Here is a 22915-nt window from a genome sequence, read left to right as displayed (position 1 = left end):
CTTGATTGTTCATGAACGTCGCTGGCGGCTATTTTTGCTCGGGGCAAGGCGTAAGCGTCGCAGTTTGGTGGGCCCAAATAAGACGCGAGTAACGCGGTACCGGGCAAAAATGGCCCCAGCCCTTCGGGACGCGTGCCGAAACCGCGTACTCTGCGTTGTCGGATTTGGACATAGGCCCACTATGTCCATCATCCTCCGCCTTGATTACGCGGTTTCGGCTCAGCGTCGACGCCACGAACAATCAAGGGATACAACCTACTTCTCACTGTCCACTAAACCACGCACAAACGCACGCTGCATGGCTAAAACGATAACAACCGGGGGAATCAGCGTCAGCAGCATCGCCGCCATCACCTGGTTCCACTGGGTGGTGCCTTCTCCGGTGGCGATCATGCCTTTGATACCCGCCACTGCGGTGCCAAGATTCACGTCCTGAATAATCAACAGCGGCCACAGATACTGGTTCCAGCCGTAGATAAAGGTGATAACAAACAGGGCCGCGAGATTGGTTTTCGAGAGCGGCAGCACGATGTCGCGGAAAAAGCGCATCGGTGAGGCGCCGTCGATACGCGCCGCTTCGATCAGCTCGTCCGGCAGGGTCATAAAGAACTGGCGGAACAGGAAGGTGGCGGTCGCGGAGGCCATCAGCGGCAGCGTCAACCCGGCATAGCTGTCGAGCATCTTCAGATTGGCGATCACTTCCACCGTCGGGAAAATTCGCACCTCAACCGGCAGCATCAGGGTAATAAAAATCATCCAGAAGAAGAGGTTACGCAGCGGAAAGCGGAACCAGACGATGGCGAACGCGGAGAGCATTGAGACTACGATTTTCCCGACCGTGATACCGAAGGCCATGATGAAGCTGTTGAGCATCATCAGCCAGAATGGCGCGCTGTTCACGCCAACGCCCTGGGTCCAGATGGTCGCCATATTTTCCAGCAGATGTCCGCCGGGAATCAGCGTCATCGGCGTCTCAAAAACGGCTTTGTTATCCAGCGTCGCGGCAACAAACGCGACATACAGCGGGAACAGGATGACGGCGATCCCCGCAATCAGCATGGTGTGGCTGAAAATCGTCAGCCCGCGACGGTTCTCAATCATTGGTAGCGCACCTTACTTTCAACGTAGCGGAACTGAACGACCGTCAGCACAATCACCAGGAACATCAGAACCACCGACTGGGCGGCGGACGCCGACAGGTCGAGCCCGGCGAAACCTTCGCGATAGATCTTATAAATCAACGTAGTGGTCGCCTGTACCGGGCCGCCGGCGGTGGCAGCATCGATCACCGGGAAGGTATCGAAGAAGGCGTAGACCAGGTTGACCACCAGCAGGAAAAAGCTGACCGGCGCAATCAACGGCAGCGCCAGTTTAAAGAAGCGGCGAATCGGCCCGGCGCCGTCAATGGCGGCAGCCTCAACCAGCGAGCGCGGGATCGACTGCAATGCAGCGAAGAAAAACAAAAAGTTATAGCTGATCTGCTTCCATACCGAGGCAAAGACCACCAGGAACATTGCCTGGCCGCTGTTCTGCGCATGGTTCCAGTCATAGCCCATCTCGCCGAGGAAATGGGTTATCAGTCCACGGCCGGGGTTAAAGAGGAAAATCCATAATACCGCCGCCACCGCTGGCGCCACGGCATAGGGCAGCAGCATCAGGGTTTGATAAAAGCGGCTGCCGCGCACGACATAATCCACCAGCGCAGCAAAGAACAGAGAAATCATCAGCCCGCTGAAGGTCACCAGGCTACTGAACTTAATGGTGGTCCAGAACGAGTCCAGATAGTACGGGTCGTGGAACAGGGTCACGAAGTTGTCCAGGCCAACGAACTGGCTGGAAAGACCAAACGGATCGACGCTCTGGAGTGAGTACCACAGCGCTTCGCCCGCGGGCCAGATAAAGAAAATAATGGTGATAATCAGCTGCGGCGCGACCAGCACATAAGGCAGCCAGCGCGAGCGGAATACCGGACGGGATGATGACATTGAGATTGGGTTCCTGAACAATGCCGGGTGGCGGCTACGCCTTACCCGGCCTACATAGGGCACGTCGTAGGCCCGGTGAGCGAATTCCACCGGGCATTTCAGCGATTACGATTTCGTTGATTGCTCGAAGCGGCGCAGCAGCTGGTTACCACGTTGTACCGCTGAATCCAGCGCCTGTTGTGGCGTTTTCTTCCCGGTCCACACGCTTTCCAGCTCCTCATCCACAATGGTGCGGATCTGCGGCATGTTGCCCAGACGCAGCCCTTTGGTGAACGGCAACGGTGGCTTGTTCAACATCTGACGAGTGGCAATATCCGCGCCTGGATTCTTATCGTAGAAGCCCTGCTGGCGGGTCAGGTCATAAGCGGCGGTGGTAATCGGCAGGTAGCCGGTTTTCTGATGCCATTCCGCAGCGATTTCCGGTTTAGCGAGGAATTCCAGGAATTTCGCCACCCCGGTGTAAGTCTCTTTATCTTTACCCTGCATCACCCACAGGCTGGCCCCGCCGATAATGGCGTTCTGCGGCGCGCCCTTCACGTCGGCGTCGTACGGCATCATCCCCACGCCGTAGTTGAACTTCGCGTACTGGCGAATATCGGCCAGCGAACCGGAAGAGGCGGTGGTTATCGCGCAGTCCCCGTTATAGAACTTCTCGGTGGACTCATCTTTACGCCCGAAGTAGCTGAAATCGCCCTTCTTGTTCATCGCTTCCAGCATGGCGATATGCTTGACCTGCTCCGGCTTGTTGAACTCCAGAACCGCATCGGTACCGTCAAAGCCGTTGTTTTTGGTCGCCACCGGCAGGCCATGCCAGGCGCTGAAGTTTTCAATCTGAATCCAGCCCTGCCAGCCGCTGGCGTAACCGCACTTCATCCCGGCGGCTTTCAGCTTATCGGTATAGGCTGCCAGCTCCTGCCAGGTTTTCGGCGGCTGCTCCGGGTCTAAACCGGCTTTTTTGAAGGCGTCTTTGTTGTAGTACAGCACCGGTGTGGAGCTGTTAAACGGCTGGGAGAGCAGATGGCCGCTTTTGGAATCGGTGTAGTAACCGGAAACGGTCGGGACGAACTGCGATTCATCAAACTTAATACCCGCATCGCTGAACACCTGATATACCGGCTTAATGGCCTTCGAAGCCATCATCGTCGCAGTACCCACTTCATAAACCTGAAGGATCGCCGGCGCATTACCGGTACGGAATGCCGCAATGCCGGCACTCAGGCTCTGTTCATAGTTACCTTTGTACACCGGTGTAATTTTATAATCCGGATTGGCCGCGTTGAAACGTTGCGCCAGAGAATCAACTTCTTTACCCAACTCCCCTTCCATGGAATGCCAGAACGGAATATTGGTCACTGCCAGCGCCTGACCGGCACATGCCAGGCTGAGCGCCAGTCCTAAAGCTGTATGTCGTAACGATATCATCGGTTATCTCTCTTGTTGTTCCAGATGCGCGATTTCACGCGTTTTATGTTCGCGGGGGTAACATGACATGCTCGAATGACAGAAAAATAACTATTGCATTACAAAAATATTACAATAAATTGGCAAAAACATGATGAAACGGTGAAAAAAAAGTGGCATGGAAATGGCAAGGGAAAAAGAGAGGCGGCGCAGACTACAGATAAAGGGGGATCTGTAGTTAAATAGAGTGCGTTAAAGAGCACTCTACGGCGAGCCGTCAAAAGGAAAAAATATGAAGACGCTTCATAAACCTACCGAGCGCGTTTTGCTCATTCTGGAAACCTTAGCCAACGCGGATGGAATGACGCTTTCCGAGCTATCGCTCAAAACGGATATCGCCAAGGGAACCATTTTCCCGATCCTCAAATCACTGCAGTATCGCAAATATATCAGTCACGACGCTCGCAACGGGATTTACACTCTGGGGATCTCCTGCGCGGTTCTGGCCAGCTCAACGGTGGAAAAAGAGTTCTGGCTGAAAACGATCAATAGCGAAATGCACGCGGTGGTCAATGAATGCAACGAAGTTTGCCAGCTCGGCATTCTGGATGATGCCTGGGTACTTTATGTTGATAAAGTCCAGGGCGATCAAACCGTGCAGCTGGTCTCTAAGGTAGGAACTCGCCTTCCGGCGATCTGTTCCGCCCTGGGCAAGGCGCTGCTGCATAAGCATCGTGACGAAGAGATACTGGAGCTCTATCCGCAGGGTTTTCCTTGCGTTACCGCCCGCAGCGTAACGAATATGGCCCAGCTTCGTCAGCAGCTGGATATGGTCGCCGCCAACGGTTATGCCATGGACGATCGGGAAATCAACGACGATACCATCTGCTTCGCCGTCCCCCTGCAGCAGAAAGGCATTATTCTGGCGGCGATCAGCGTCTCATTGCCTTCTTTCCGCGCCAGCGATGAAAAAACGCAGCAGGTTATTCATGCGCTAAAAGAGGCCAAGGGTCGTATCGAAAGCGTGCTGAATAAGCTGCCTGATATTAAAAATTACTGATTTATTTGCCAACGGCGCCTTCGGAATTGTGATTACCCACACAATGCCGATATTTAATGATCCACCGTGGCGCCCGACTATTCTGCATAATTCCCCATCTATTCATTGAGTTAATCAATTATCCGCACGACTTTGGCGCCATTTGACTTCACGTCGATGGCGTGTTTACTTATGCTTAATCGCAAATACAGACGCTGTTTGTATATACGAACAACAAAGAGGTTTAATATGCAAAGTCGTTACATCACCCCGGCAATAACGGTTTTTGATGAGCAGGGCAGGCTGGATCCTGAAGGCAGCTTTCGCCTGTACGATTTCATTAAAAGCAGCGTATCGGGATTTGTCGTCATGGGTAGTACCGGTGAGTTTTTCTCGCTGGATATGAAAACATCCCGTCAGGTCATTCAAATGGCGGCAGAGTTCCCGCGCGAGGGAATAAAGGCCTATGCAGGTACCAGCCGCATGGATATTGACGAGTGCGTAGAGCTGGCAAACTATGCAGATGAGTGCGGACTGGATGGCGTCATGATTATCAGCCCGTGGTACTTCCGCCTGACTGATGAAGGCATTTATACATTTTATAGCCAGATAGCTCGCCGCACCGCCGCCAAAATATTTATTTATAACTTCCCGGAACGTACCGGCTATTGCGTCTCGCCAGAGGTCTGTTTACGACTCGCCAGAGAGTTCCCAAACATTGTCGGTCTTAAAGACACCATTCCGGACACCAATCATACGTCGCAGGTGATTCGCCAGGTAAAATCTGAACTACCGTATTTTGAAGTCTATGCCGGTTATGACAATAACTTCGCGCACAATGTCCTGGCGGGGGGCGATGGATGTATCGGCGGGTTATCCAATATTTGCCCTGAAATATTCCGCGACTGGATGCAGGCATTTAGCGATAACGATTTGCAGAAAATTTCGCGGTATCAGCAAAAAGTGGATGGGTTAATGGATATTTACGCGGTTAACGATCCGTTCATTCCAACATTTAAAAAAGCGCTACAGCTGCGCGGAATTATTCAGTCCGACCGCTGCACAGCACCGTTTAGCTCGCTCGCCACCTGCCAGACCGAAAGTATTCTGCGGATACTTTCCCGCGCTGGTATTGAAATTAATGCCTGACCCCCACGCGGAGGTATTATGAAAACCATCACAGCTTACGACAATCCGGCCCTCAATTCCGCGATTACCAAATCATGGAAGCGCCTGGTGCCACTGATGTTTATTTTGTACTTCATCGCCTTTATCGACAGGGTGAACGTGGGATTCGCCAAAGAGGCGATGCAGGTGGATATTGGGCTCTCCAATTCCGCCTTCGCCCTCGGGGCGGGGATCTTTTTCGCCGCCTATGCGCTGTTTGGCATTCCTGCGAACCTGATTCTGAATAAAATTGGCGCGCAAAAATGGTTAAGTATCACCACCGTTCTGTGGGGCGTCCTCTCTGCCCTCACCGGACTGGTACAGACGGAAACCCAGTTTATTGTCCTGCGCTTTTTACTGGGATTAGGCGAAGCCGGTTTTTATCCCGGTATTCTGCTGCTGGCCTCCATCTACTTTCCCAATAAAGTTCGCGCATCCGTAGTCGGTATCTTCGTACTCGGCGTACCGCTGGCGCTGACCTTAGGCTCGCCCATCTCCGGCGCGCTTCTGGAAATGCACGGCTTCCTCGGTAAACCCGGCTGGTTCTGGATGTTCTTCATTGAAGGCATTCCGGCGGTCATCATGGGGATCTTCGCCTGGTTCTGGCTCGACGATACGCCGGCCAAAGCGCGCTTCCTGAACGAAGAAGAGAAAAAGGCGCTGACTGCCCAGCTACAGCAGGAGCAGAGGCAGACGGAAACCAGCAGCGTCGGTACCGCGCTGAAAAGCCTTAAAGTCTGGCACCTGGCGCTGATCTACGGCACCATCCAGATCAGCGTGTACGGACTGATGTTCTTCCTGCCTTCGCAAGTCGCCTCGCTAATGGGTTCCACGCTCGGCTTTAAAGAGTCGCTGGTCGCCGCCATTCCATGGGCCTGCTCCGCCGTCGGCGTCTATTACATTCCGCGTCTGGCGGACAAAATGCCGGCTCGCCGGGTACTGATTTCGGTCATCTGTATGCTGGCTGCGGCGCTGGGGCTGTTTGTTTCTGCCTGGTCCGGCCCGGTGCTCGCCATTGCCGCGCTGTCGCTGTCGGCCATCGGCTTTCTCTCCGTGCAACCCATTTTCTGGACTTTCCCGGCGCAGATTGTGTCAGGCTCGGCGCTGGCCGCCAGTATCGGCTTTTGCACCACCATGGGCGCGTTTTGTAGCTTCCTGGCGCCGCTCATTCGCGTTGAGGTCGATACCTTCTTCGGCAACGATTCGGCGGGCCTGGTCGCACTGTCGCTGATTACCATCTGCTGTGCGCTGCTTATTGCCGCTCTTGCCGGCAGAAAAGCGACAAACGGCGTTGCGGTCACTCATCACTAAGTCCTGATGCGCCTATAACAAAGGATAAATAACATGCAGACCATCTTAAAGATTGACCCTACTGATAACTTAATCGTTGCGCTGCAGGACTTACGCAAAGAACAGCGGGTTCACTGGAACGATGAGGCCTACGTTCTGCGTAGCGATGTCAAAGCCAAACATAAATTTGCCACCGAGGATATTGCGCCCGGCGATATCGTTTCGCTGTATGGCGTACCGGTCGGTAAAGCGACGCGCCCCATCACCCGGGGCGAAGCCATCACAACGGAGAATATCAAACACTACGCGGCCCCGGTTACGCTTGACGATGTCGCCCCCTATGACTGGCAGCAGCCGGATGTTTCCGCCTGGCAAAAGCGGACGTTTAAGGGAATCGTGCGTGAAGATGGCCGGGTCGCCACCGCGAACTACTGGCTGGTCATTCCGCTGGTATTCTGTGAAAACCGCAACGTTCAGCGCGTCACCGATGCGTTGAACGACGCCCTTGGCTACGCCAATAACGGCCTGAAAAATTTTGCTCGCCAGGTGACATCGGCAGGGGCTTTAAACGATACCCGGCATCTGCCCTTTCCGCATCTTGACGGTATTCGCTGTATTACCGTTAATTCCGGCTGCGGCGGCGCCACCTCGGACAGCATGACGATGTGCGACGTGCTGGCCGCCTATTCCGATCATCCCAACGTTCTTGGCGTGACGGTTTTTGCTCTCGGCTGTGAAAAAGCGCGAATTGTTGATTTCAACGCCGCGCTGGCGAAGCGTAACCCAAACTTCAGCAAACCGATTATTTACTTCAGGCAGCAGGACTGGAGTAGCGAAGAAAAAATGATGCAGGATGCGTTGACCGAAACCTATAACGCGATCCGCGAAGCCCCCGTCGCCGAGCGGCAGGACGTCCCGCTCTCCCATCTGAAAATCGGCGTCAAGTGCGGCGCTTCTGACGGGTTCTCGGGGATCAGCGCAAACCCGGCGATGGGCGAAGTGTCAGACCGCCTTGTCGCCCTCGGCGGCGCGTCGGGGCTGGCGGAATTCCCCGAGCTGTGCGGCGCGGAAGGGGATATCGTTCAACGTTGCGCGACCCGCGAACTGAAAGAGAAGTTTCTGTCGCTGATGAAAAACTATGAACATGTCGCGAACTTCTTCGGCACCACCATCGCCGATAACCCCAGCCCGGGAAACATTGCCGATGGGCTGATCACTGACGCGATAAAATCCGCCGGCGCGGCGAAAAAAGGCGGCAGAGCGCCGGTTAGCGCGGTATGCGACTATGCCGAACCGATGGGAGAAAGCGGCCTTTCGCTGGTCTGCACGCCGGGCAACGATGTGGACGCGGTAACGGGCCTGGTCGCGGCCGGGTGCAACGTGGTGATCTTCTCAACCGGGTTAGGTACGCCGACAGGGAACCCTATCGTTCCGGTTCTCAAAGTTTCAACCAACACCGCGCTGGCCAAAAAGATGCCGGATATTATCGATTATGACTGCGGGCCGATTATCGAAGGTACGCCGCTGGCGGATATCGCTGACGGCCTGTTCGAGAAAATCATCGCCACCGCCAGCGGAAGCTGGCATACCAAAGCGGATGCGCTCGAACAATATGATTTTATGCTGTGGAAACGCTCTCTGGAGCTGTAGGAGCCAAGTAAAACGCCCGGCAGATGCCGGGCGTTTTATCTTCACTATCCGCCCAGATAGGCGCTACGCACCGCCTCGTTAGCCAACAGCGCATCGCCGGTGTCTTCCAGCACGACGTGGCCGTTTTCCAGCACATAGCCGCGGTCAGCCAGTTTCAGCGCCTGGTTGGCGTTCTGCTCGACAAGGAAGATGGTCATCCCCTGCTCGCGCAGCTGTTCGATGGTGTTGAAAATCTGCTGGATGATGATCGGCGCCAGTCCCAGAGAGGGCTCATCAAGCAGCAGCAGGCGCGGCTGGCTCATCAGCGCCCGACCAATCGCCAGCATCTGCTGCTCGCCGCCGGACATGGTGCCCGCACGTTGAATACGGCGTTCAAGCAGGCGCGGGAACAGTTCATAAACCCATTTGATGCGGGTCTGGAACTGGTCTCGATCGGCAAAAAAACCGCCCATCGCCAGATTCTCCTCAACGGTCATACGCGAGAAGACGCGCCGCCCTTCCGGGACAATCGCCACCGCTTCGCGCATGATTTTCGCGGTCTGCCAGTCGGTAATATCCTTACCGTCAAACACCACCTTCCCGCTGCTGGCGCGCGGGTCGCCGCACAGGGTACCCAGCAGCGTGGTTTTCCCCGCGCCGTTGGCGCCAATCAGGGTCACGATTTCCCCCTGATTAATATGCAGACTGACGTTATGCAGCGCCTGAATCTTGCCGTAGTGGGCGCTTACGTTGTCAAAAGATAACATCACTTTTTCCATACTTATGCCTCACCAAGGTATGCGCGGATCACATCCGGGTTATTGCGGATCTCTTCCGGCGTACCGTTAGCCAGCGGCGTGCCCTGGTTTACCACATAAATACGATCGGAAATGCCCATCACCAGCTTCATATCGTGCTCAATCAGCAGGATGGTGGTGTTGTGATGACTGCGCAGCTCGGCGATCAGCTCGTCCAGCTCTTTGGTCTCTTTCGGGTTCAGACCCGCAGCGGGTTCATCCAGCATCAGGATTTCCGGCTGGGTGACCATGCAGCGGGCAATCTCCAGACGCCGCTGGTCACCGTAGGCCAGATTGCTCGCCTGACGGTTCGCATGTTCCAGCAGGCCGATACGCTCAAGCCAGGTAGCGGCACGATCCAGGGCTTCGCTCTGCGCGCGACGAAAGGCCGGGGTTTTCAACAACCCGGAGAAGACCCCGGTTTTCAGCTGCTGATGTTGCGCCACCAGCAGGTTTTCAATCACCGTCATTTCGCGGAACAGACGCACGTGCTGGAAGGTACGAACAACGCCCATCCGGGCGATTTGCTGACCCGGCAACCCTTCCAGGTGCTGATCGCGCAACATGATGGTCCCGCCGGTCGGCTTATAAAAACCGGTCAGGCAGTTGAAGACCGTGGTTTTCCCGGCGCCGTTAGGACCGATCAGCGACACGATCTCCTGTGGGTGCAGCTCCAGCGACACGTTGTTGACCGCCAGCAGGCCGCCAAAGCGCATCATCAGGCCGCTGACGGATAATAATGGCTGACTCATGCCTGCTCTCCTTTCGCCTGACCTTTTTTCAGCTTCAGCTGCGGACGCGTCATCGGCAGCAGACCCTGCGGACGCCAGATCATCATCAGTACCATCAACCCACCCAGCATCAGCATGCTGTATTCGTTGAAATCACGCATCAGCTCGCGCGATACCACCAGCAGCACCGCGGCGAGAATCACCGCAAACTGCGAGCCCATTCCACCCAGAACCACAATCGCCAGCACGAAAGCCGACTCGGCAAAGGTGAAGGATTCCGGACTGACAAAGCCCTGGCGCGCGGCGAAGAGCGTACCGGCAAAGCCGGCAAACGCGGCGCTGATGGTAAAGGCGGTCAGCTTGATGCGCGTAGGGCTAAGGCCCAGCGAGCGGCAGGCAATTTCGTCTTCACGCAACGCTTCCCATGCGCGTCCCAGCGGCATACGCAGCAGGCGGTTGATCACAAACAGCGACAGCACGACCAGCAGCAGCGCCACCAGGTAGAGGAAAATCACCCGATCGCCCGGGTCGTACTTCAGGCCAAAGAAGTTACTGAAAGTATCCCAGCCGCCTTCGCGGGCGCTGCGGCTAAACTCAAGGCCAAACAGCGTCGGTTTTGGAATCTGGCTGATGCCGTTGGGGCCACCGGTGATTTCGGTGTTATTAAGCAGCAAAATACGGACGATTTCGCCGAAGCCAAGCGTGACGATCGCCAGATAGTCGCCGCGCAGACGCAGCACCGGGAACCCCAGCAGGAAGCCCGCGGCTGCGGATACCAGCCCTGCCAGCGGCAGACAGGTCCAGAAGCCAAGACCGTAATAGTGGTTCAGCAGCGCAAAGGTGTAGGCACCGATGGCATAGAAGCCGCCATAACCCAGCACCAGCAGACCGGACAGCCCCACCACCACGTTAAGCCCGAGACCGAGAATGATATAGATCATGGTCAGCGTGGCGATATCCACCGTCCCGCGCGACACCATAAACGGCCACGCCACGGCGATAACCAGCAGTGCGAGCAGGAACAGCTTCTGCTTGACCGTCGAACCGTCGATGGCCGGCATAATAAACTTCGGCCCGGAGACGTTTTTCAGGGTTTTCTGGAACAGCGGACGCATCAGCTGGAAGAAGAAGACCACCGCGGTGCCGATGAAGATCCACTGCCAACGGATATCGGCTGCGGTATCCACCACCAGTTTGGTGCCGTCCAGCTCCAGCTGCACACCCATAAACACGCCGGCGAGGACAAAGAACATCGCCGCGGACAGCAGCGACATAGCAATATGCATCGGTTTCATACTTTCTCGACCTCCGGACGACCCAGAATGCCGGTAGGCATCACCAACAGCACCAGAATCAACAGGGCAAAGGAGACGACGTCTTTATATTCCGTACTGAGGTAGGCAGACGAGAGCGCTTCGGCGATGCCCAGAATCAGGCCACCGATCATCGCGCCAGGAATGCTGCCGATGCCGCCCAGTACCGCAGCGGTAAAGGCTTTCATCCCGGCCATAAAGCCGATATACGGGTTGATAACGCCGTAGAACTGGCCCAGCAGTACGCCCGCGACCGCCGCCATTGCCGCGCCGATAACAAACGTCAACGCAATCACCCGGTCGGTATTGATACCGAGCAGGCTCGCCATTTTGAGGTCTTCTGCACAGGCGCGGCAGGCGCGGCCCATGCGTGAATAGCGGATAAACAGCGTCAGTGCCAGCATCGCAACAAAAGTCACGACCCAAATCACCAGCTGCATCGTGGTGACGGTGGCGGCGAAGTTTTCGCTGCTCCCGATAATCCACTGGCCGTTAAACAGGCTCGGCAGCGCGATATCGCGCGAACCTTCCGTCAGGCTGACGTAGTTTTGCAGGAAGATCGACATCCCGATGGCGGAAATCAGCGCAATCAGGCGCTTGGAGCTGCGCACCGGTCGGTAGGCCACGCGTTCAATGCTCCAGCCGTAGGCGCTGGCGATAATAATCGCCCCGATAAACCCGGCGGCCACCAGCAGCCAGCTGGTATCAATCCCCATCATCATGAGGGCGGCGATGATCATGAAGGAGACGTAGCTGCCAATCATGTATACCTCGCCATGGGCGAAGTTAATCATGCCGATAATGCCGTACACCATCGTATAGCCGATGGCGATCAGCGCATAGGTACTGCCCAGCGTGACGCCGTTAAACATCTGCTGCAGAAAGTAGAGAAACTGCTCGGACATAAGGTAACCTTTTTCATGCCGCCCGCTTCACACGGGCGGTGGGATAACGCATCTTATTTTGCGACAGAGGATGATCCATCCGCATGCCACTGGAAGACACCAAACTCAAATCCCTTCAAATCGCCTTTTTCGTCCCAATTCAGCGGCCCAATCACGGTTTTCGCCCCGTGAGCTTTCAGATCTTTGATTAAGTCCAGCGGCTCCTGGCTGCTGCTCCTGTCCATCGCCTGCGCCAATGACTGCACGGCAGCATAGGTGATCCAGACATACGGACCGCTCGGATCTTTCTTCTCTGTTTTCAGCGCCTCAACGATAGCGCTGTTCGCCGGATCCTGGTCATAGCGTTTCGGCATTGTTACCAGCATGCCTTCCGCTGCTGCGCCGGCAATATTTGACAGCGACGCGTTGCCGACACCTTCGGGTCCCATAAAGACGGTTTTCAGCCCCACGGAGCGAGCCTGACGCAGCATTTGCCCCATTTCAGGGTAGTAGCCGCCGTAATAAACGAAGTCGATATTTTCTTTTTTCAGGCGTGCCAGCAGCGCGGAGAAATCTTTCTCTCCGGCGGTGATGCCATCAAAGAAGACGATATTCGCCTTGCCTTTCTTCAGGCTCTCCTGGACGGATCGCGCCAGACCTTCGCCATACTGCTGTTTGTCATGGATGATGGCGATACGCTGCGGTTTCACTTTTTCCAGGATGTATTTGGCGGCGGTCGGCCCTTGTGCGGAGTCCAGGCCAGCGGTACGCATGATGTACTGATAGCCGCGTTGGGTCAGTTCCGGGTTCGTCGCGCCCGGAGAAATCATCAGAATACCTTCATCTTCATAGATATCGGACGCCGGCTGGGTAGAAGAGGAACACAGATGGCCGATAACGTACTTGATGCCTTCATTAACAATTTTGTTCGCTACCGCCACGGCCTGTTTCGGGTCGCAGGCATCGTCGAACTCAACGCCAACCAGCTTATCGCCTTTAATTCCGCCCTGCGCGTTAATGTCTTTAATGGCCTGCCGCGCGCCGTTGAACTCCATGTCGCCCCACTGAGCTACCGGGCCGGACATCGCACCGACCACGGCAACTTTAATATCCTTAGCCATGACCGCGTGAGACATCGTCAGTGCAACGAATCCCGCAATAATGGTTTTTGCGTTCCTTTTCATGCTTCAGAACCCCGTTCGTGATGTGGTGTAAATATTTTGTATTTTTATGGTTAAAAAGCATTCTGTGCTTTTATTAAACAACGCTACTTTTACCATTATCTTTAATGGTTTAGCGATGTTTTTTGCCTGAATTGAGATTAAAATCTCTATTTTTCAGGCGATTAAGCAAAGATAATATTCTGTATTAAAGCGAAGATAAACAAAAAAAAGTCCTCTTCACAGCATAAAATAACGATACATAAGGCGGAATAAAACGCTGCACATTAGGTTAAAATTCTGCTTATTTTTCGATCCATGACGGATTGCTCTAATCTGCACTCACCAGAAGAACGAATCCCCTAATGAATGGATAAAAAACAGCGCCCCTTCCGACAGCAAATTTGGGTACACTGCCCCATCCGTTTTGACTGGACTTGTCGCGCATGAAACTGACCATTATTCGATTACCACTTTTCAGCGATCAGGATCGCATCGACTTAGGGAAAATCTGGCCGTCGCAGGATCCCGACGATATCCCTCTGGACGATCGTCACCGAATTTACGCCGCCCGCTTTAACGAGCGTCTGCTGGGTGCCGTGCGCGTCACGCTACGTGGCAATGAAGGCGAGCTCAGCGCGCTGTGCGTACGCGAAGTCACTCGTCGGCGCGGCGTCGGGCAGTATCTGGTGGAAGAAGTGCTGCAAAGAAATCCAGAAATCGGTCGCTGGCGGATGGCCGATACCGGAATTGAAGACCACCGCGTCATGTCAGCGTTTATGCAAGCGCTAGGCTTCAGCGCCCGGGACGGCGGTTGGGAAAAGCATTAAAAACAAAGCGGTCATTGATTTAACCGGGAATTTCGCGCTACAGGGAGGCGGCAAGCTGTGAAATCCCCGGGAGCTTACATAAGTAAGCGACCGGGGTTGAGGAGCGCAGCCAACGCACCTGTAGCGTGAAAGGCGAAGGTTAAATTATTTGGCGTCGGTCGCCGTGCCATCGGCATGCCAGGTAAACACGCCGAACTCGAAGCCTTTCAGGTCGCCTTTCTGATCCCAGGAGAGCGGCCCCATAACGGTATCGACAGAGTTGGCCTTCAGGTATTTCGCGATCGCCGCCGGGTCTTCGGACTGATTCAGGCCCGCCTGCAGCGACTGAATTGCCGCGTAGGTTGTCCAGACGAAGGCGCCGCTCGGATCCTGTTTCTTCGCTTTGATCGCGTCAACAATCGGTTTGTTCGCCGGGACCTGGTCATAGTTCTTCGGTTTCGTGACCAGCATGCCTTCCGCAGACTGACCGGCAATGTTAGACAGGGAGACGTTGGCGACGCCCTCCGGTCCCATAAACTGCGTTTTCAGACCTGCCGCGCGGGACTGACGCAGAATCTGCCCCATTTCCGGGTGGTAGCCGCCGTAATAGACGAAGTCGATGTTTTCTTTCTTCAGGCGCGCAACCAGGGTAGAGAAATCTTTCTCCCCGGCGGTGATGCCGTCAAAGAACACCACGTTAGCGCCGCCCTTCTTCAGACCATCCTGCACCGCACGCGCCAGACCTTCACCATATTGCTGTTTGTCATGCACGATAGCGATGCGCTGAGGTTTAACCTTCTCAATAATGTATTTCGCCGCCGTCGGCCCCTGGTCAGAATCGAGACCGGTGGTACGCAGAATCATTTTATAGCCGCGGGCGGTCAGCTCCGGCGCTGTCGCAGCCGGGGTGATCATCAGAATGCCTTCGTCTTCATAGATATCGGACGCCGGCTGGGTAGAGGACGAGCACAAATGGCCGATAACGTACTTAATGCCATCGTTAACCACCTTGTTGGCGACGGCCACCGCCTGTTTCGGGTCGCAGGCATCATCATATTTCACGATCTGCAGCTTATTGCCTTTGATCCCACCCTTCGCGTTAATATCGGCAACCGCCTGCTCAGCACCGGTAAACTCCTGGTCACCGTACTGTGCCACCGGGCCAGACATCGCGCCAACCACGGCAATTTTGATATCTTCCGCCAGCGCGGCATTGCTCATAATTAAGGCGATACATCCTGCCAGTAGCGCTTTACCCTTCATGTTCATCCTGAGGCTCCCCATTATTATGGTTTTTTGCATTTGTTGTGATGTTGTTTGTTAGCGCATTATTCTAATTTAAGTCACAAATAAAGCATATGACGTCTACTTTTAGGTCTGCCGCCTGCGCTTTTGCAGCACACTATGCTAAACATACCGCCATTCAGGAGAATTTGAAATGACAAAATTGCGGGTTATGTAACAGATAAGTGACAAATAAAAAACCGCGTCAGGATGAACCGGACGCGGTGGAGTCAGGCGCCAGATTACCAACCGGCGGGCAGGTAGCCCAATGCGGAAGCTATCGCGTAAACGGCGCTACACAGGTAAAGCAACACAATGAAGGTCTGGATCAGCGGATGGGTTATCAGCGGCGGACAGCTCCAGCCTGGCGTGATATCACCGCGCTGCCGGGCGCCTTTGAGCATCAGAATCGGCATGATGGATAAAATCACGCCGCTAAAGACGCCGGCAAAATAGAGTGCATTCACAAACGACACCATGCCGCTGTATGCCAGAATAAATGGAGGGATGGCCACGATAGTCAGCACCATCAGGCGCTTGCGCGGTTGCTCATCGTTGCCGAGGCGGAACTGATCGAAAATATTCGTCAGGAAACTTCCCCCCAGACCCCAGTAAGAAGTCAGCATCGCACACAGGGCAAACAGGTTAGCGGAGAAAAAGGCCCACTCACCGAGCGCCCTGCCCCAGGAGATCGTCGCCACGTCGGAAATATTATCCAGCCCGCTCAGGGCGATCACCGACAGCGGGACCAGCGCCAGCAGGCAGAAAGTCAGCCCCATTCCCACCATAATGGCTTTCGGCAATTTCTCCGGCTTATCCGCAAACCCGCGGGCCATTTCCGGAACGATATACTGCGCCGAGAAACAGAATGCGACCACGTTGAACACCGGCACCATATACAGCCAGTTGCCGTCGAGCAGATAGCGGACCTGGGTCGTCTCTTTGAGCAGCGTCGCCGCCACCAGCACGGCGATCATGACCACCATGCCGATACTGATGAATTTTTCACCTCGCCCGATGGCCTTCAGCCCGAGATAAAGCACGCCTGCCGCCGGGATAAAAAAGAGCGCGCTCCCCAGCGCCGGAGAGATACCGAACAGCGAATGCAGCAGCTTACCGCTTCCGGTCATATAGGCCGTCAGCGCGCCGATGCTGTTCACGCAAACCGACAGGAACATCATCAGCGCCCCGAAGCGCCCGACATAGCGATGCGACAGCCCGCTCAGCTGTAAATGCTTACGGGTGCGCAGCGTCGATTCTGCGACATACAGCATGGTGACCGTCGTCAGGCTGCCGACCACCACCAGCCAGAACAACAGCGGTAAAAAGCCGGCCTTGCTGGACGCATAGGCGATAGACAGAACCCCGGCACCGATATTGGTGCCGACGATCATCGAGACCCCTTCCACGAAGCTAAGGGATTTTGCAGGTACAGCGGTACGCTCCCGGCTGGTGAGAACCGAGGAAAAGGTGGAATGTTCAGACATAATATTTTCCGTTTTATTCCGGCGACAGGCGCCGCCGGAAAAAAGGTGATATCAGGGTGATAAACCACTCACGCTGAGTATGAAAACTCGTGTGCGGCATCCTGTTTTATCTGGCTTCCCTGCCGCCGCACAGGAGTCGGGCACATCATCCCTTCAGGACGCGCGCCAGAATATCCAGCGCTTTTGTAAACTGCGCATCGGGGATAGTTAACGGATACAGGAAACGGATAACGTTGCCATAGACGCCGCAGCTCAGCAGCAGCAGACCATTTTCCTGAGCCTTTTGCTGAATGTGGCGGGTGAACTCCGGTGACGGCGCGCCGGTCTGCGGATCGTTAAATTCCACGGCAACCATTGAGCCCTGGCCGCGAACATCAACAATCGCCGGACAATACTCGCGCGCCTGATTCAGCACCTCTTTCAGGTGGCTGCCAAGCTGTTCCGCACGTTGACACAGCTGCTCTTCTTCAATGACGTCAAGGACCGCATGAGCCGCGGCGACCGCCAGCGGGTTACCGGCATAGGTGCCGCCCAGTCCGCCCGGCGCCGGCGCATCCATCACCTCGGCGCGCCCCACTACGCCTGACAGCGGGAAACCGCCGGCAAGGCTTTTCGCCATCGTCATCAGGTCCGGCTTCACATCGTAATGCTGCATAGCAAACAGCTTGCCGGTGCGGGCAAAACCGGTCTGCACTTCATCGGCAATCAGCAGGATGCCGTGGGTATCACACAGCGTACGCAGCGCCTGCATAAACTCCGCTGGCGCGACGTTAAAACCGCCTTCGCCCTGAATCGGCTCGAGGATAATTGCCGCCACCTGGTCCGGGGCAATATCGGCTTTAAAGATACGCTCAAGGCTTTTCATCGCCTCATCGGTGGTGATGCCGTGGGCAGCATTCGGGTATACCCCGTGATAAACCGAACCAGGGAACGGTCCAAAACCGATTTTGTAAGGCGCGACTTTACCGGTCAGCGCCATGGTCATAAAGGTACGCCCGTGAAAGCCGCCGCCAAAAGTAATCAGCCCCGGACGGCCGGTATAAGCGCGGGCAATCTTCACCGCATTTTCTACGGCTTCCGCACCGGTGGTGAAGAAAGCGGTTTTGGCCGGGCCATCGACCGGCGCCAGCGCGTTAATGCGCTCCGCCAGCGAAACATAGCTTTCGTAAGGGACAATCTGATACGCCGTATGGGTAAAGGCCTCCAGCTGCTGCGCGACGGCGGCAACAATTTTCGGGTGGCGATGGCCGGTATTGAGCACGGCGATTCCCGCAGCAAAATCAATCACCTCGTTACCTTCCACATCCCACAGCGTGGCATTCTCCGCCTTCTCAACAAAGTAATTGCACATTACGCCTACGCCGCGCGGCGTCGCCTGCTGGCGACGTTGATTCAGTTCTGAACTTTTCACCCTCGAATCTCCTGTCATGTGTGTCACGTTATCGCAACAATCTCGAAACTATGTCGTTTATTTACACAGGAGTTGGCCCTATAATCGAGTACCAATTTAGATTATCTGAGGGATCCAATTGCGCTCACTCGTCGGTGACCTTGTGCTGGTCAGATTGCAGGAGGAGACAGACCCGCTGCTGCATAAACGCTTATACAACGCGGTTCGTCGCTCGATTCTGGACGGTTCTTTAGCGCCCCATAGCCGCCTGCCCCCCTCGCGAGATCTGGCCGGGGAGCTCGGCGTTTCAAGAAACACCATATTAACAACTTATGAACAATTGCAGGCGGAAGGATATGTGGTTTCCCGCCGCGGAAGCGGCACATTCGTCGCGAAAACCGGGCCGGATATTTCTCTTTCTACTGGCAGCATCGCCGAAAATAGCAGCGACTTGACGGCAACCCCCTTTTTGTCGCGCCGCGGGCAACAGCTGCTCAGCCACGTCAGCGCCAGCCCGCGCCAGTGGGGAGCGTTTATCCCTGGCGTACCGGACGTCAATGCTTTCCCCCACCCGCTATTTAGCAAGATTCAGGCCCGTATCAGCCGCCGCCCGAAACCCGAGCGACTGAGCTACAGCTGTAACGGCGGTACGCCGGAACTGCAGCAGGCATTAGTGGATTACCTGCGCGTGTCCCGAGGCGTTCACTGCCAGGCAGATCAAATTCTTATTACGGAAGGGATCCATCAGGCAATCGATCTGGTGACGCGTATGCTCTGCGATAGTGGCGATCTGGCGTGGGTCGAGGAGCCCTCCTACTGGGGGATCCGTCACGTGCTGGCGATGAATGATGTGCGGGTCAATCCCATTACCGTCGATGCCAACGGCCTGTGCCCGCCGGAGACAGTTGAGGCGGCGCCGCACCTGATTTTTGTCACCCCATCGCATCAGTATCCGCTGGGGGCGGTGATGAGCCTGGAGCGCCGTCAGCGCCTGTTGGCTCTGGCGCGCCAGCACGGCTGCTGGATCGTCGAGGATGATTACGACAGCGAATTTCGCTTTTCCGGCCAGCCGATTCCGGCGCTGCAGGGACTGATTGCCGACGCGCCGGTCGTCTATATCGGAACATTCAGTAAGACTCTCTACCCGGGGCTGCGGTTGGGGTATGTCGTGCTGCCGCGTCCGCTGATTGGCGATCTGAAAAGCGCCCATGCCGAACTCTATCGCGGCGGCCATTCGCTGATTCAGATGGCGCTGGCGGAATTCATCAACGCGGGCCATTACTCCGCCCATATCCGACGAATGCGCCTGCTGTACAGCCGCCGTCGCGCCTGCCTGACCGAGCTGATTCAGCGCTATTGCAGCCCGCAGGCGCTGTCAGATTTCAGCGATAACGCCGGTCTGCATCTGATCCTCAACTTGCCAGACGACGCGGACGATGTCGCGATCGCCAGACAGGCCAATGCCCACAATATTCTGGTGCGTCCGCTCTCGCGCTACTATCTGACGGAAGAACGTAAGAAGGGGCTATTGATGGGCTTTGCCAGCCTGGCAGAAGCGCAAATGGAGCCGGCCTTCCGTATCCTGCTGGCATGTCTGCAGACGCTATGCCCGCAGGTGCTGGCCGAAAAAGCAGACGCAGAAAAACAAAACGCCCCAACGTAATGTGGGGCGTTATCGGGTGCCTGCACAGAGGCGAGTATGTACGCTGTTGCGTTATGCTTCGATGGCAGTACGCAGTTTCTTCATCGCGTTCTTTTCCAGCTGGCGCACGCGCTCAGCCGACACGCCATAGCGATCCGCCAGTTCCTGCAGCGTCGACTTATTGTCTTCGTCCAGCCAGCGGGCGCGGATAATGTCCTGGCTACGCTCGTCCAGACCTTGCATCGCGTCGGTCAGCTTGTTGGCCGCCTGCTCTTCCCAGTTATCATCTTCAATGCCATCGGCAAAGTTAGACGTTTTATCCTGCAGGTAGAGCACCGGTGCCATCGGCTGGCTATCGGACTCGTCGTCCGACGACATGTCGAAGGTCATGTCCTGCGCCGCCATACGGGATTCCATTTCACGTACGTCTTTGCTCGACACGCCCAGCTCACGGGCCACCATCTCGACTTCATCCTGGTTAAACCAGCCCAGACGCTGCTTAGTTTTACGCAGGTTAAAGAACAGCTTACGCTGCGCTTTGGTGGTCGCGACTTTCACAATACGCCAGTTACGCAGAACGTATTCGTGAATTTCAGCCTTAATCCAGTGTACGGCGAAGGAAACCAGACGCACGCCCACTTCCGGGTTGAAACGACGCACGGCTTTCATCAGGCCAATGTTGCCTTCCTGAATCAGATCCGCCTGCGGCAGGCCATAGCCCGAGTAATTACGAGCAATATGAACAACAAAGCGCAGGTGAGACAGGATCAGCCTTTTCGCTGCTTCCAGATCGCCCTGGTAATGCAGCTTTTCAGCAAGCTCCCGCTCTTCATCAGCCGATAACATCGGCCAGCTGTTCGCAGCCCGGATATACGATTCCAGGTTACCAACGGGGGCTAAAGCTAAAGTTTGCATATCTTTGGTCATTCAAATCCTCTCAATCGATATCGTCTGACGTGATGGTTCCCATGAGATGAGCAACAAACATGCCAGCGTTTATGAGCAACGAGAATATCACCCACATTAGTATCAGACAGTGATTTTATCCACAAGTTCCATGCAACGATGTGAATAGATTACGCACAAAATGTGACATGGAAATGAAACGTAGGGAAGAGACAACAGGGACTCTTTCCCTGCAGAGAGACATTCATCAGTGCAGGGAAAGATTATATCAGACTTTTTTTAATCGGGGGTAAAGTGACGTAAATGTTGCACGGTAGCCAGCCAGGCCGCCACCCAGCCAATCATCGAGCAGACAATCAGCATCAGCAGACACTCGTCGAAGCCTAACCCGCTGAGTTCAAACTTGGTTCCAAACACCTGCGCGACTTCCGTCACCGCGGACGACAGGCGCATCACCATAATTTCCGACAAAATCAGCGATAAAAAGGCACCGCAGAAGCCCAGCAGCGCACCGCCATACAGGAACGGACGCAGGATGAAGCCGTCGGTCGCGCCAATCAGTTTTTGCACGTTAATGGTATCGCGACGAGCAAAAATGCTCAGGCGTACGCTGTTGCCGATAACGAGGAACACAGCCGCCACCATCAGCACGCCAATCAGCGCCGACACCCGGCCCACCAGCCCGGTCAACGAGGAGAGGCGGGCAAACCAGCTGTCATCCATACGCACTTCGTCCACGCCCTGAATGTGCGTCACGCGATCGCGCAGCGTATTCAGCGCATTGGTGCTCTGGAAATCCAGCTTCGGCACGACAATCGCGACGGCCGGAAGGGGGTTCTCTTCCAGCATATCCAGCGCGCCACCAAAGCCAGACCAGTTGCGGAACTCGCCAAGCGCTTCATCCCGCGACAGATAGTTCACCTTCTCTACGCCTTGTTCTGCCTGGAGCTGGCCAACCACTCGCGCCGCCGCGTCATCGTCCAGCGTTTTCTCAAGATAAACGGTGATCTGCGGCGACGGGTAGTACTGCGCCGCCGCGCTGTTGACGTTCTTGTACACCATGTAGCACACGCTTGGCAGCGTCAGCGAAATGGCGATAACCATAATGGTCAGGAAGGTAGCCAGCGGCGTACTTTTTAAATCCTGGACCGCGCCATGCCAGGCATAGCGAACCTGTTCGTTAAAGACGTTGCTCTTACGGGAAGCCGGGCCCGGCGCTGCTTTTGGCCGCTTCGGCGCATTACGCCCACCGCCGCCGCCCGCGCCTGCGCCATTGCGGAGGCGATCGAGCCTGCTACCGAACTGGCGAATCTGGTTTATTGCGTCGCGCTTATTCACCCCAATGGCCTCCATGCATATGACCGTCGCTCAGGGTCAGCATGCGATACGAGCGGCTGGAAATCAGCCCCAGGTCGTGCGTCGCCATCAGAACCGTTACGCCTACGCGGTTAAACTCCTCAAACAGGCGTAAAATCCCTTCCGAGAGCGCCTCGTCGAGGTTACCGGTAGGTTCATCCGCCAACAACACCGCAGGCTTATTGACCACCGCGCGGGCAATCCCCACGCGCTGCTGTTCGCCGCCGGAGAGTTGAATAGGGAGGTTTTTCGCTTTGTCCAGCAGCCCGACCTTGTCCAGCGCCGCCGACACACGGCGACGAATATCATCGCCGCTGGCGCCGGCAATAATCAGCGGAATAGCGACATTATCAAACACCGTACGGTCCATCAGCAGGTGGTGGTCCTGGAAAATCATGCCGATCTGACGGCGCAAAAACGGCACCTCACGGCTTTTCAGGCGGCTAATATCGTGGCCGCCGAATAAGATTTTCCCGGCGCTCGGCCGTTCAATACCGCAGATAAGCTTAAGCAGGGTACTTTTCCCCGCGCCGGAGTGGCCGGTCAGAAATGCCATCTCGCCCGACTGCAGGTGGAAATTCACCCCCTGCAGCGCTTGTCTCCCACCGAGATAGGCTTTGCTGACTTGTTCAAAGCGAATCATGA

The 22915-nt window shown here is 55.6% G+C and carries 20 protein-coding genes; 6 read left to right on the top strand and 14 right to left on the bottom strand.

The features are described from left to right. Positions 1-255: 255 nt before the first annotated feature. The 3 genes from ugpE to ugpB all read right to left on the bottom strand — a co-directional run bounded on the left by ugpE (position 256) and on the right by ugpB (position 3407). A complete protein-coding gene (gene ugpE / locus OQV00_RS01700; protein WP_004868542.1) occupies positions 256-1101 on the bottom strand; it encodes a sn-glycerol-3-phosphate ABC transporter permease UgpE in 846 nt (281 codons plus the stop codon). Further along, positions 1098-1985 carry a sn-glycerol-3-phosphate ABC transporter permease UgpA gene (gene ugpA / locus OQV00_RS01695; RefSeq protein WP_004868543.1) on the bottom strand — a complete coding sequence of 296 codons (888 nt, stop codon included), beginning with the start codon at positions 1983-1985 and terminating at the stop codon, positions 1098-1100. Before ugpA ends, ugpE begins: the two co-directional genes overlap by 4 nt. A 105-nt stretch (positions 1986-2090) precedes the next feature. Continuing rightward, a complete protein-coding gene (gene ugpB, locus OQV00_RS01690) occupies positions 2091-3407 on the bottom strand; it encodes a sn-glycerol-3-phosphate ABC transporter substrate-binding protein UgpB (RefSeq protein ID WP_015585597.1) in 1317 nt (438 codons plus the stop codon). 271 nt (positions 3408-3678) lie between these two features. Here ugpB and OQV00_RS01685 point away from each other — a divergent pair, with 271 nt between their 5' ends. The 4 genes from OQV00_RS01685 (at position 3679) to OQV00_RS01670 (ending at position 8532) form a co-directional block, all read left to right on the top strand. After that, complete coding sequence (locus OQV00_RS01685) at positions 3679-4446, top strand: IclR family transcriptional regulator (RefSeq protein WP_048022881.1); 768 nt, start codon at positions 3679-3681, stop codon at positions 4444-4446. A gap of 228 nt (positions 4447-4674) precedes the next feature. Continuing rightward, positions 4675-5574 carry a dihydrodipicolinate synthase family protein gene (locus tag OQV00_RS01680; RefSeq protein WP_266279752.1) on the top strand — a complete coding sequence of 300 codons (900 nt, stop codon included), beginning with the start codon at positions 4675-4677 and terminating at the stop codon, positions 5572-5574. 18 nt (positions 5575-5592) lie between these two features. Continuing rightward, complete coding sequence (locus OQV00_RS01675; protein ID WP_015585594.1) at positions 5593-6903, top strand: MFS transporter; 1311 nt, start codon at positions 5593-5595, stop codon at positions 6901-6903. Between the two features lie 33 nt (positions 6904-6936). Then, a complete protein-coding gene (locus tag OQV00_RS01670; protein ID WP_266279749.1) occupies positions 6937-8532 on the top strand; it encodes a UxaA family hydrolase in 1596 nt (531 codons plus the stop codon). 44 nt (positions 8533-8576) lie between these two features. Here the strand turns inward: OQV00_RS01670 and livF are convergent, their stop codons facing one another. From livF to livK, 5 genes are read right to left on the bottom strand one after another with little or no spacing between them, the layout of a single operon-like run. Continuing rightward, positions 8577-9290 carry a high-affinity branched-chain amino acid ABC transporter ATP-binding protein LivF gene (livF, locus tag OQV00_RS01665; protein WP_004868545.1) on the bottom strand — a complete coding sequence of 238 codons (714 nt, stop codon included), beginning with the start codon at positions 9288-9290 and terminating at the stop codon, positions 8577-8579. A gap of 2 nt (positions 9291-9292) precedes the next feature. Next, positions 9293-10060: a high-affinity branched-chain amino acid ABC transporter ATP-binding protein LivG gene (gene livG / locus OQV00_RS01660; RefSeq protein WP_004868546.1), complete on the bottom strand. Its 768-nt coding sequence runs from the start codon at positions 10058-10060 to the stop codon at positions 9293-9295. After that, complete coding sequence (livM, locus tag OQV00_RS01655) at positions 10057-11334, bottom strand: branched chain amino acid ABC transporter permease LivM (protein ID WP_004868547.1); 1278 nt, start codon at positions 11332-11334, stop codon at positions 10057-10059. Before livM ends, livG begins: the two co-directional genes overlap by 4 nt. Further along, complete coding sequence (gene livH, locus OQV00_RS01650) at positions 11331-12257, bottom strand: high-affinity branched-chain amino acid ABC transporter permease LivH (RefSeq protein ID WP_004868550.1); 927 nt, start codon at positions 12255-12257, stop codon at positions 11331-11333. Before livH ends, livM begins: the two co-directional genes overlap by 4 nt. Before the next feature lie 53 nt (positions 12258-12310). After that, positions 12311-13420 (bottom strand): high-affinity branched-chain amino acid ABC transporter substrate-binding protein LivK, encoded by a 1110-nt coding sequence (livK, locus tag OQV00_RS01645; protein ID WP_004868551.1) that lies wholly within the window; start codon positions 13418-13420, stop codon positions 12311-12313. A 422-nt stretch (positions 13421-13842) separates the two neighbouring features. Here livK and panM point away from each other — a divergent pair, with 422 nt between their 5' ends. Next, positions 13843-14226, top strand: a complete 384-nt coding sequence (gene panM / locus OQV00_RS01640) for an aspartate 1-decarboxylase autocleavage activator PanM (RefSeq protein WP_004868553.1) — start codon at positions 13843-13845, stop codon at positions 14224-14226. 144 nt (positions 14227-14370) lie between these two features. Here the strand turns inward: panM and livJ are convergent, their stop codons facing one another. The 3 genes from livJ to OQV00_RS01625 form a co-directional block, all read right to left on the bottom strand. Then, positions 14371-15474 carry a branched chain amino acid ABC transporter substrate-binding protein LivJ gene (gene livJ, locus OQV00_RS01635; protein WP_015585591.1) on the bottom strand — a complete coding sequence of 368 codons (1104 nt, stop codon included), beginning with the start codon at positions 15472-15474 and terminating at the stop codon, positions 14371-14373. A 257-nt stretch (positions 15475-15731) separates the two neighbouring features. Next, the gene (locus OQV00_RS01630) at positions 15732-16976 is read right to left on the bottom strand and encodes an aromatic amino acid transport family protein (protein ID WP_004868557.1); all 1245 of its coding nucleotides are present in this window, start codon (positions 16974-16976) and stop codon (positions 15732-15734) included. 145 nt (positions 16977-17121) lie between these two features. Next, positions 17122-18387 (bottom strand): 4-aminobutyrate--2-oxoglutarate transaminase, encoded by a 1266-nt coding sequence (locus tag OQV00_RS01625; protein ID WP_004868558.1) that lies wholly within the window; start codon positions 18385-18387, stop codon positions 17122-17124. Between the two features lie 118 nt (positions 18388-18505). Here OQV00_RS01625 and pdxR point away from each other — a divergent pair, with 118 nt between their 5' ends. After that, positions 18506-20029 carry a MocR-like pyridoxine biosynthesis transcription factor PdxR gene (gene pdxR / locus OQV00_RS01620; protein ID WP_004868560.1) on the top strand — a complete coding sequence of 508 codons (1524 nt, stop codon included), beginning with the start codon at positions 18506-18508 and terminating at the stop codon, positions 20027-20029. Positions 20030-20080: 51 nt separating this feature from the next. On the opposite strand, the gene rpoH is transcribed toward pdxR, so the two are convergent. From rpoH to ftsE, 3 genes are all read right to left on the bottom strand, one after another. Beyond that, positions 20081-20935: an RNA polymerase sigma factor RpoH gene (gene rpoH / locus OQV00_RS01615; RefSeq protein WP_004868561.1), complete on the bottom strand. Its 855-nt coding sequence runs from the start codon at positions 20933-20935 to the stop codon at positions 20081-20083. 258 nt (positions 20936-21193) lie between these two features. Continuing rightward, positions 21194-22252: a permease-like cell division protein FtsX gene (gene ftsX, locus OQV00_RS01610; RefSeq protein WP_004868563.1), complete on the bottom strand. Its 1059-nt coding sequence runs from the start codon at positions 22250-22252 to the stop codon at positions 21194-21196. Further along, complete coding sequence (gene ftsE, locus OQV00_RS01605; RefSeq protein ID WP_004868565.1) at positions 22245-22913, bottom strand: cell division ATP-binding protein FtsE; 669 nt, start codon at positions 22911-22913, stop codon at positions 22245-22247. Before ftsE ends, ftsX begins: the two co-directional genes overlap by 8 nt. Between the last annotated feature and the right edge of the window lie 2 nt (positions 22914-22915).

The organism is Klebsiella sp. DY2415 (genome assembly GCF_026314315.1).
Lineage (GTDB): Bacteria > Pseudomonadota > Gammaproteobacteria > Enterobacterales > Enterobacteriaceae > Klebsiella > Klebsiella ornithinolytica.
This window is presented reverse-complemented; position numbering and strand designations above follow the sequence as displayed.

Excerpts from the sequence above, each read along its gene's own strand:
- ugpE (WP_004868542.1), bottom strand. The coding sequence starts at position 1,101 with ATGATTGAGAACCGTCGCGGGCTGACGATTTTCAGCCACACCATGCTG.
- ugpA (WP_004868543.1), bottom strand. The coding sequence starts at position 1,985 with ATGTCATCATCCCGTCCGGTATTCCGCTCGCGCTGGCTGCCTTATGTG.
- ugpB (WP_015585597.1), bottom strand. The coding sequence starts at position 3,407 with ATGATATCGTTACGACATACAGCTTTAGGACTGGCGCTCAGCCTGGCA.
- OQV00_RS01685 (WP_048022881.1), top strand. The coding sequence starts at position 3,679 with ATGAAGACGCTTCATAAACCTACCGAGCGCGTTTTGCTCATTCTGGAA.
- OQV00_RS01680 (WP_266279752.1), top strand. The coding sequence starts at position 4,675 with ATGCAAAGTCGTTACATCACCCCGGCAATAACGGTTTTTGATGAGCAG.
- OQV00_RS01675 (WP_015585594.1), top strand. The coding sequence starts at position 5,593 with ATGAAAACCATCACAGCTTACGACAATCCGGCCCTCAATTCCGCGATT.
- OQV00_RS01670 (WP_266279749.1), top strand. The coding sequence starts at position 6,937 with ATGCAGACCATCTTAAAGATTGACCCTACTGATAACTTAATCGTTGCG.
- livF (WP_004868545.1), bottom strand. The coding sequence starts at position 9,290 with ATGGAAAAAGTGATGTTATCTTTTGACAACGTAAGCGCCCACTACGGC.
- livG (WP_004868546.1), bottom strand. The coding sequence starts at position 10,060 with ATGAGTCAGCCATTATTATCCGTCAGCGGCCTGATGATGCGCTTTGGC.
- livM (WP_004868547.1), bottom strand. The coding sequence starts at position 11,334 with ATGAAACCGATGCATATTGCTATGTCGCTGCTGTCCGCGGCGATGTTC.
- livH (WP_004868550.1), bottom strand. The coding sequence starts at position 12,257 with ATGTCCGAGCAGTTTCTCTACTTTCTGCAGCAGATGTTTAACGGCGTC.
- livK (WP_004868551.1), bottom strand. The coding sequence starts at position 13,420 with ATGAAAAGGAACGCAAAAACCATTATTGCGGGATTCGTTGCACTGACG.
- panM (WP_004868553.1), top strand. The coding sequence starts at position 13,843 with ATGAAACTGACCATTATTCGATTACCACTTTTCAGCGATCAGGATCGC.
- livJ (WP_015585591.1), bottom strand. The coding sequence starts at position 15,474 with ATGAACATGAAGGGTAAAGCGCTACTGGCAGGATGTATCGCCTTAATT.
- OQV00_RS01630 (WP_004868557.1), bottom strand. The coding sequence starts at position 16,976 with ATGTCTGAACATTCCACCTTTTCCTCGGTTCTCACCAGCCGGGAGCGT.
- rpoH (WP_004868561.1), bottom strand. The coding sequence starts at position 20,935 with ATGACCAAAGATATGCAAACTTTAGCTTTAGCCCCCGTTGGTAACCTG.
- ftsE (WP_004868565.1), bottom strand. The coding sequence starts at position 22,913 with ATGATTCGCTTTGAACAAGTCAGCAAAGCCTATCTCGGTGGGAGACAA.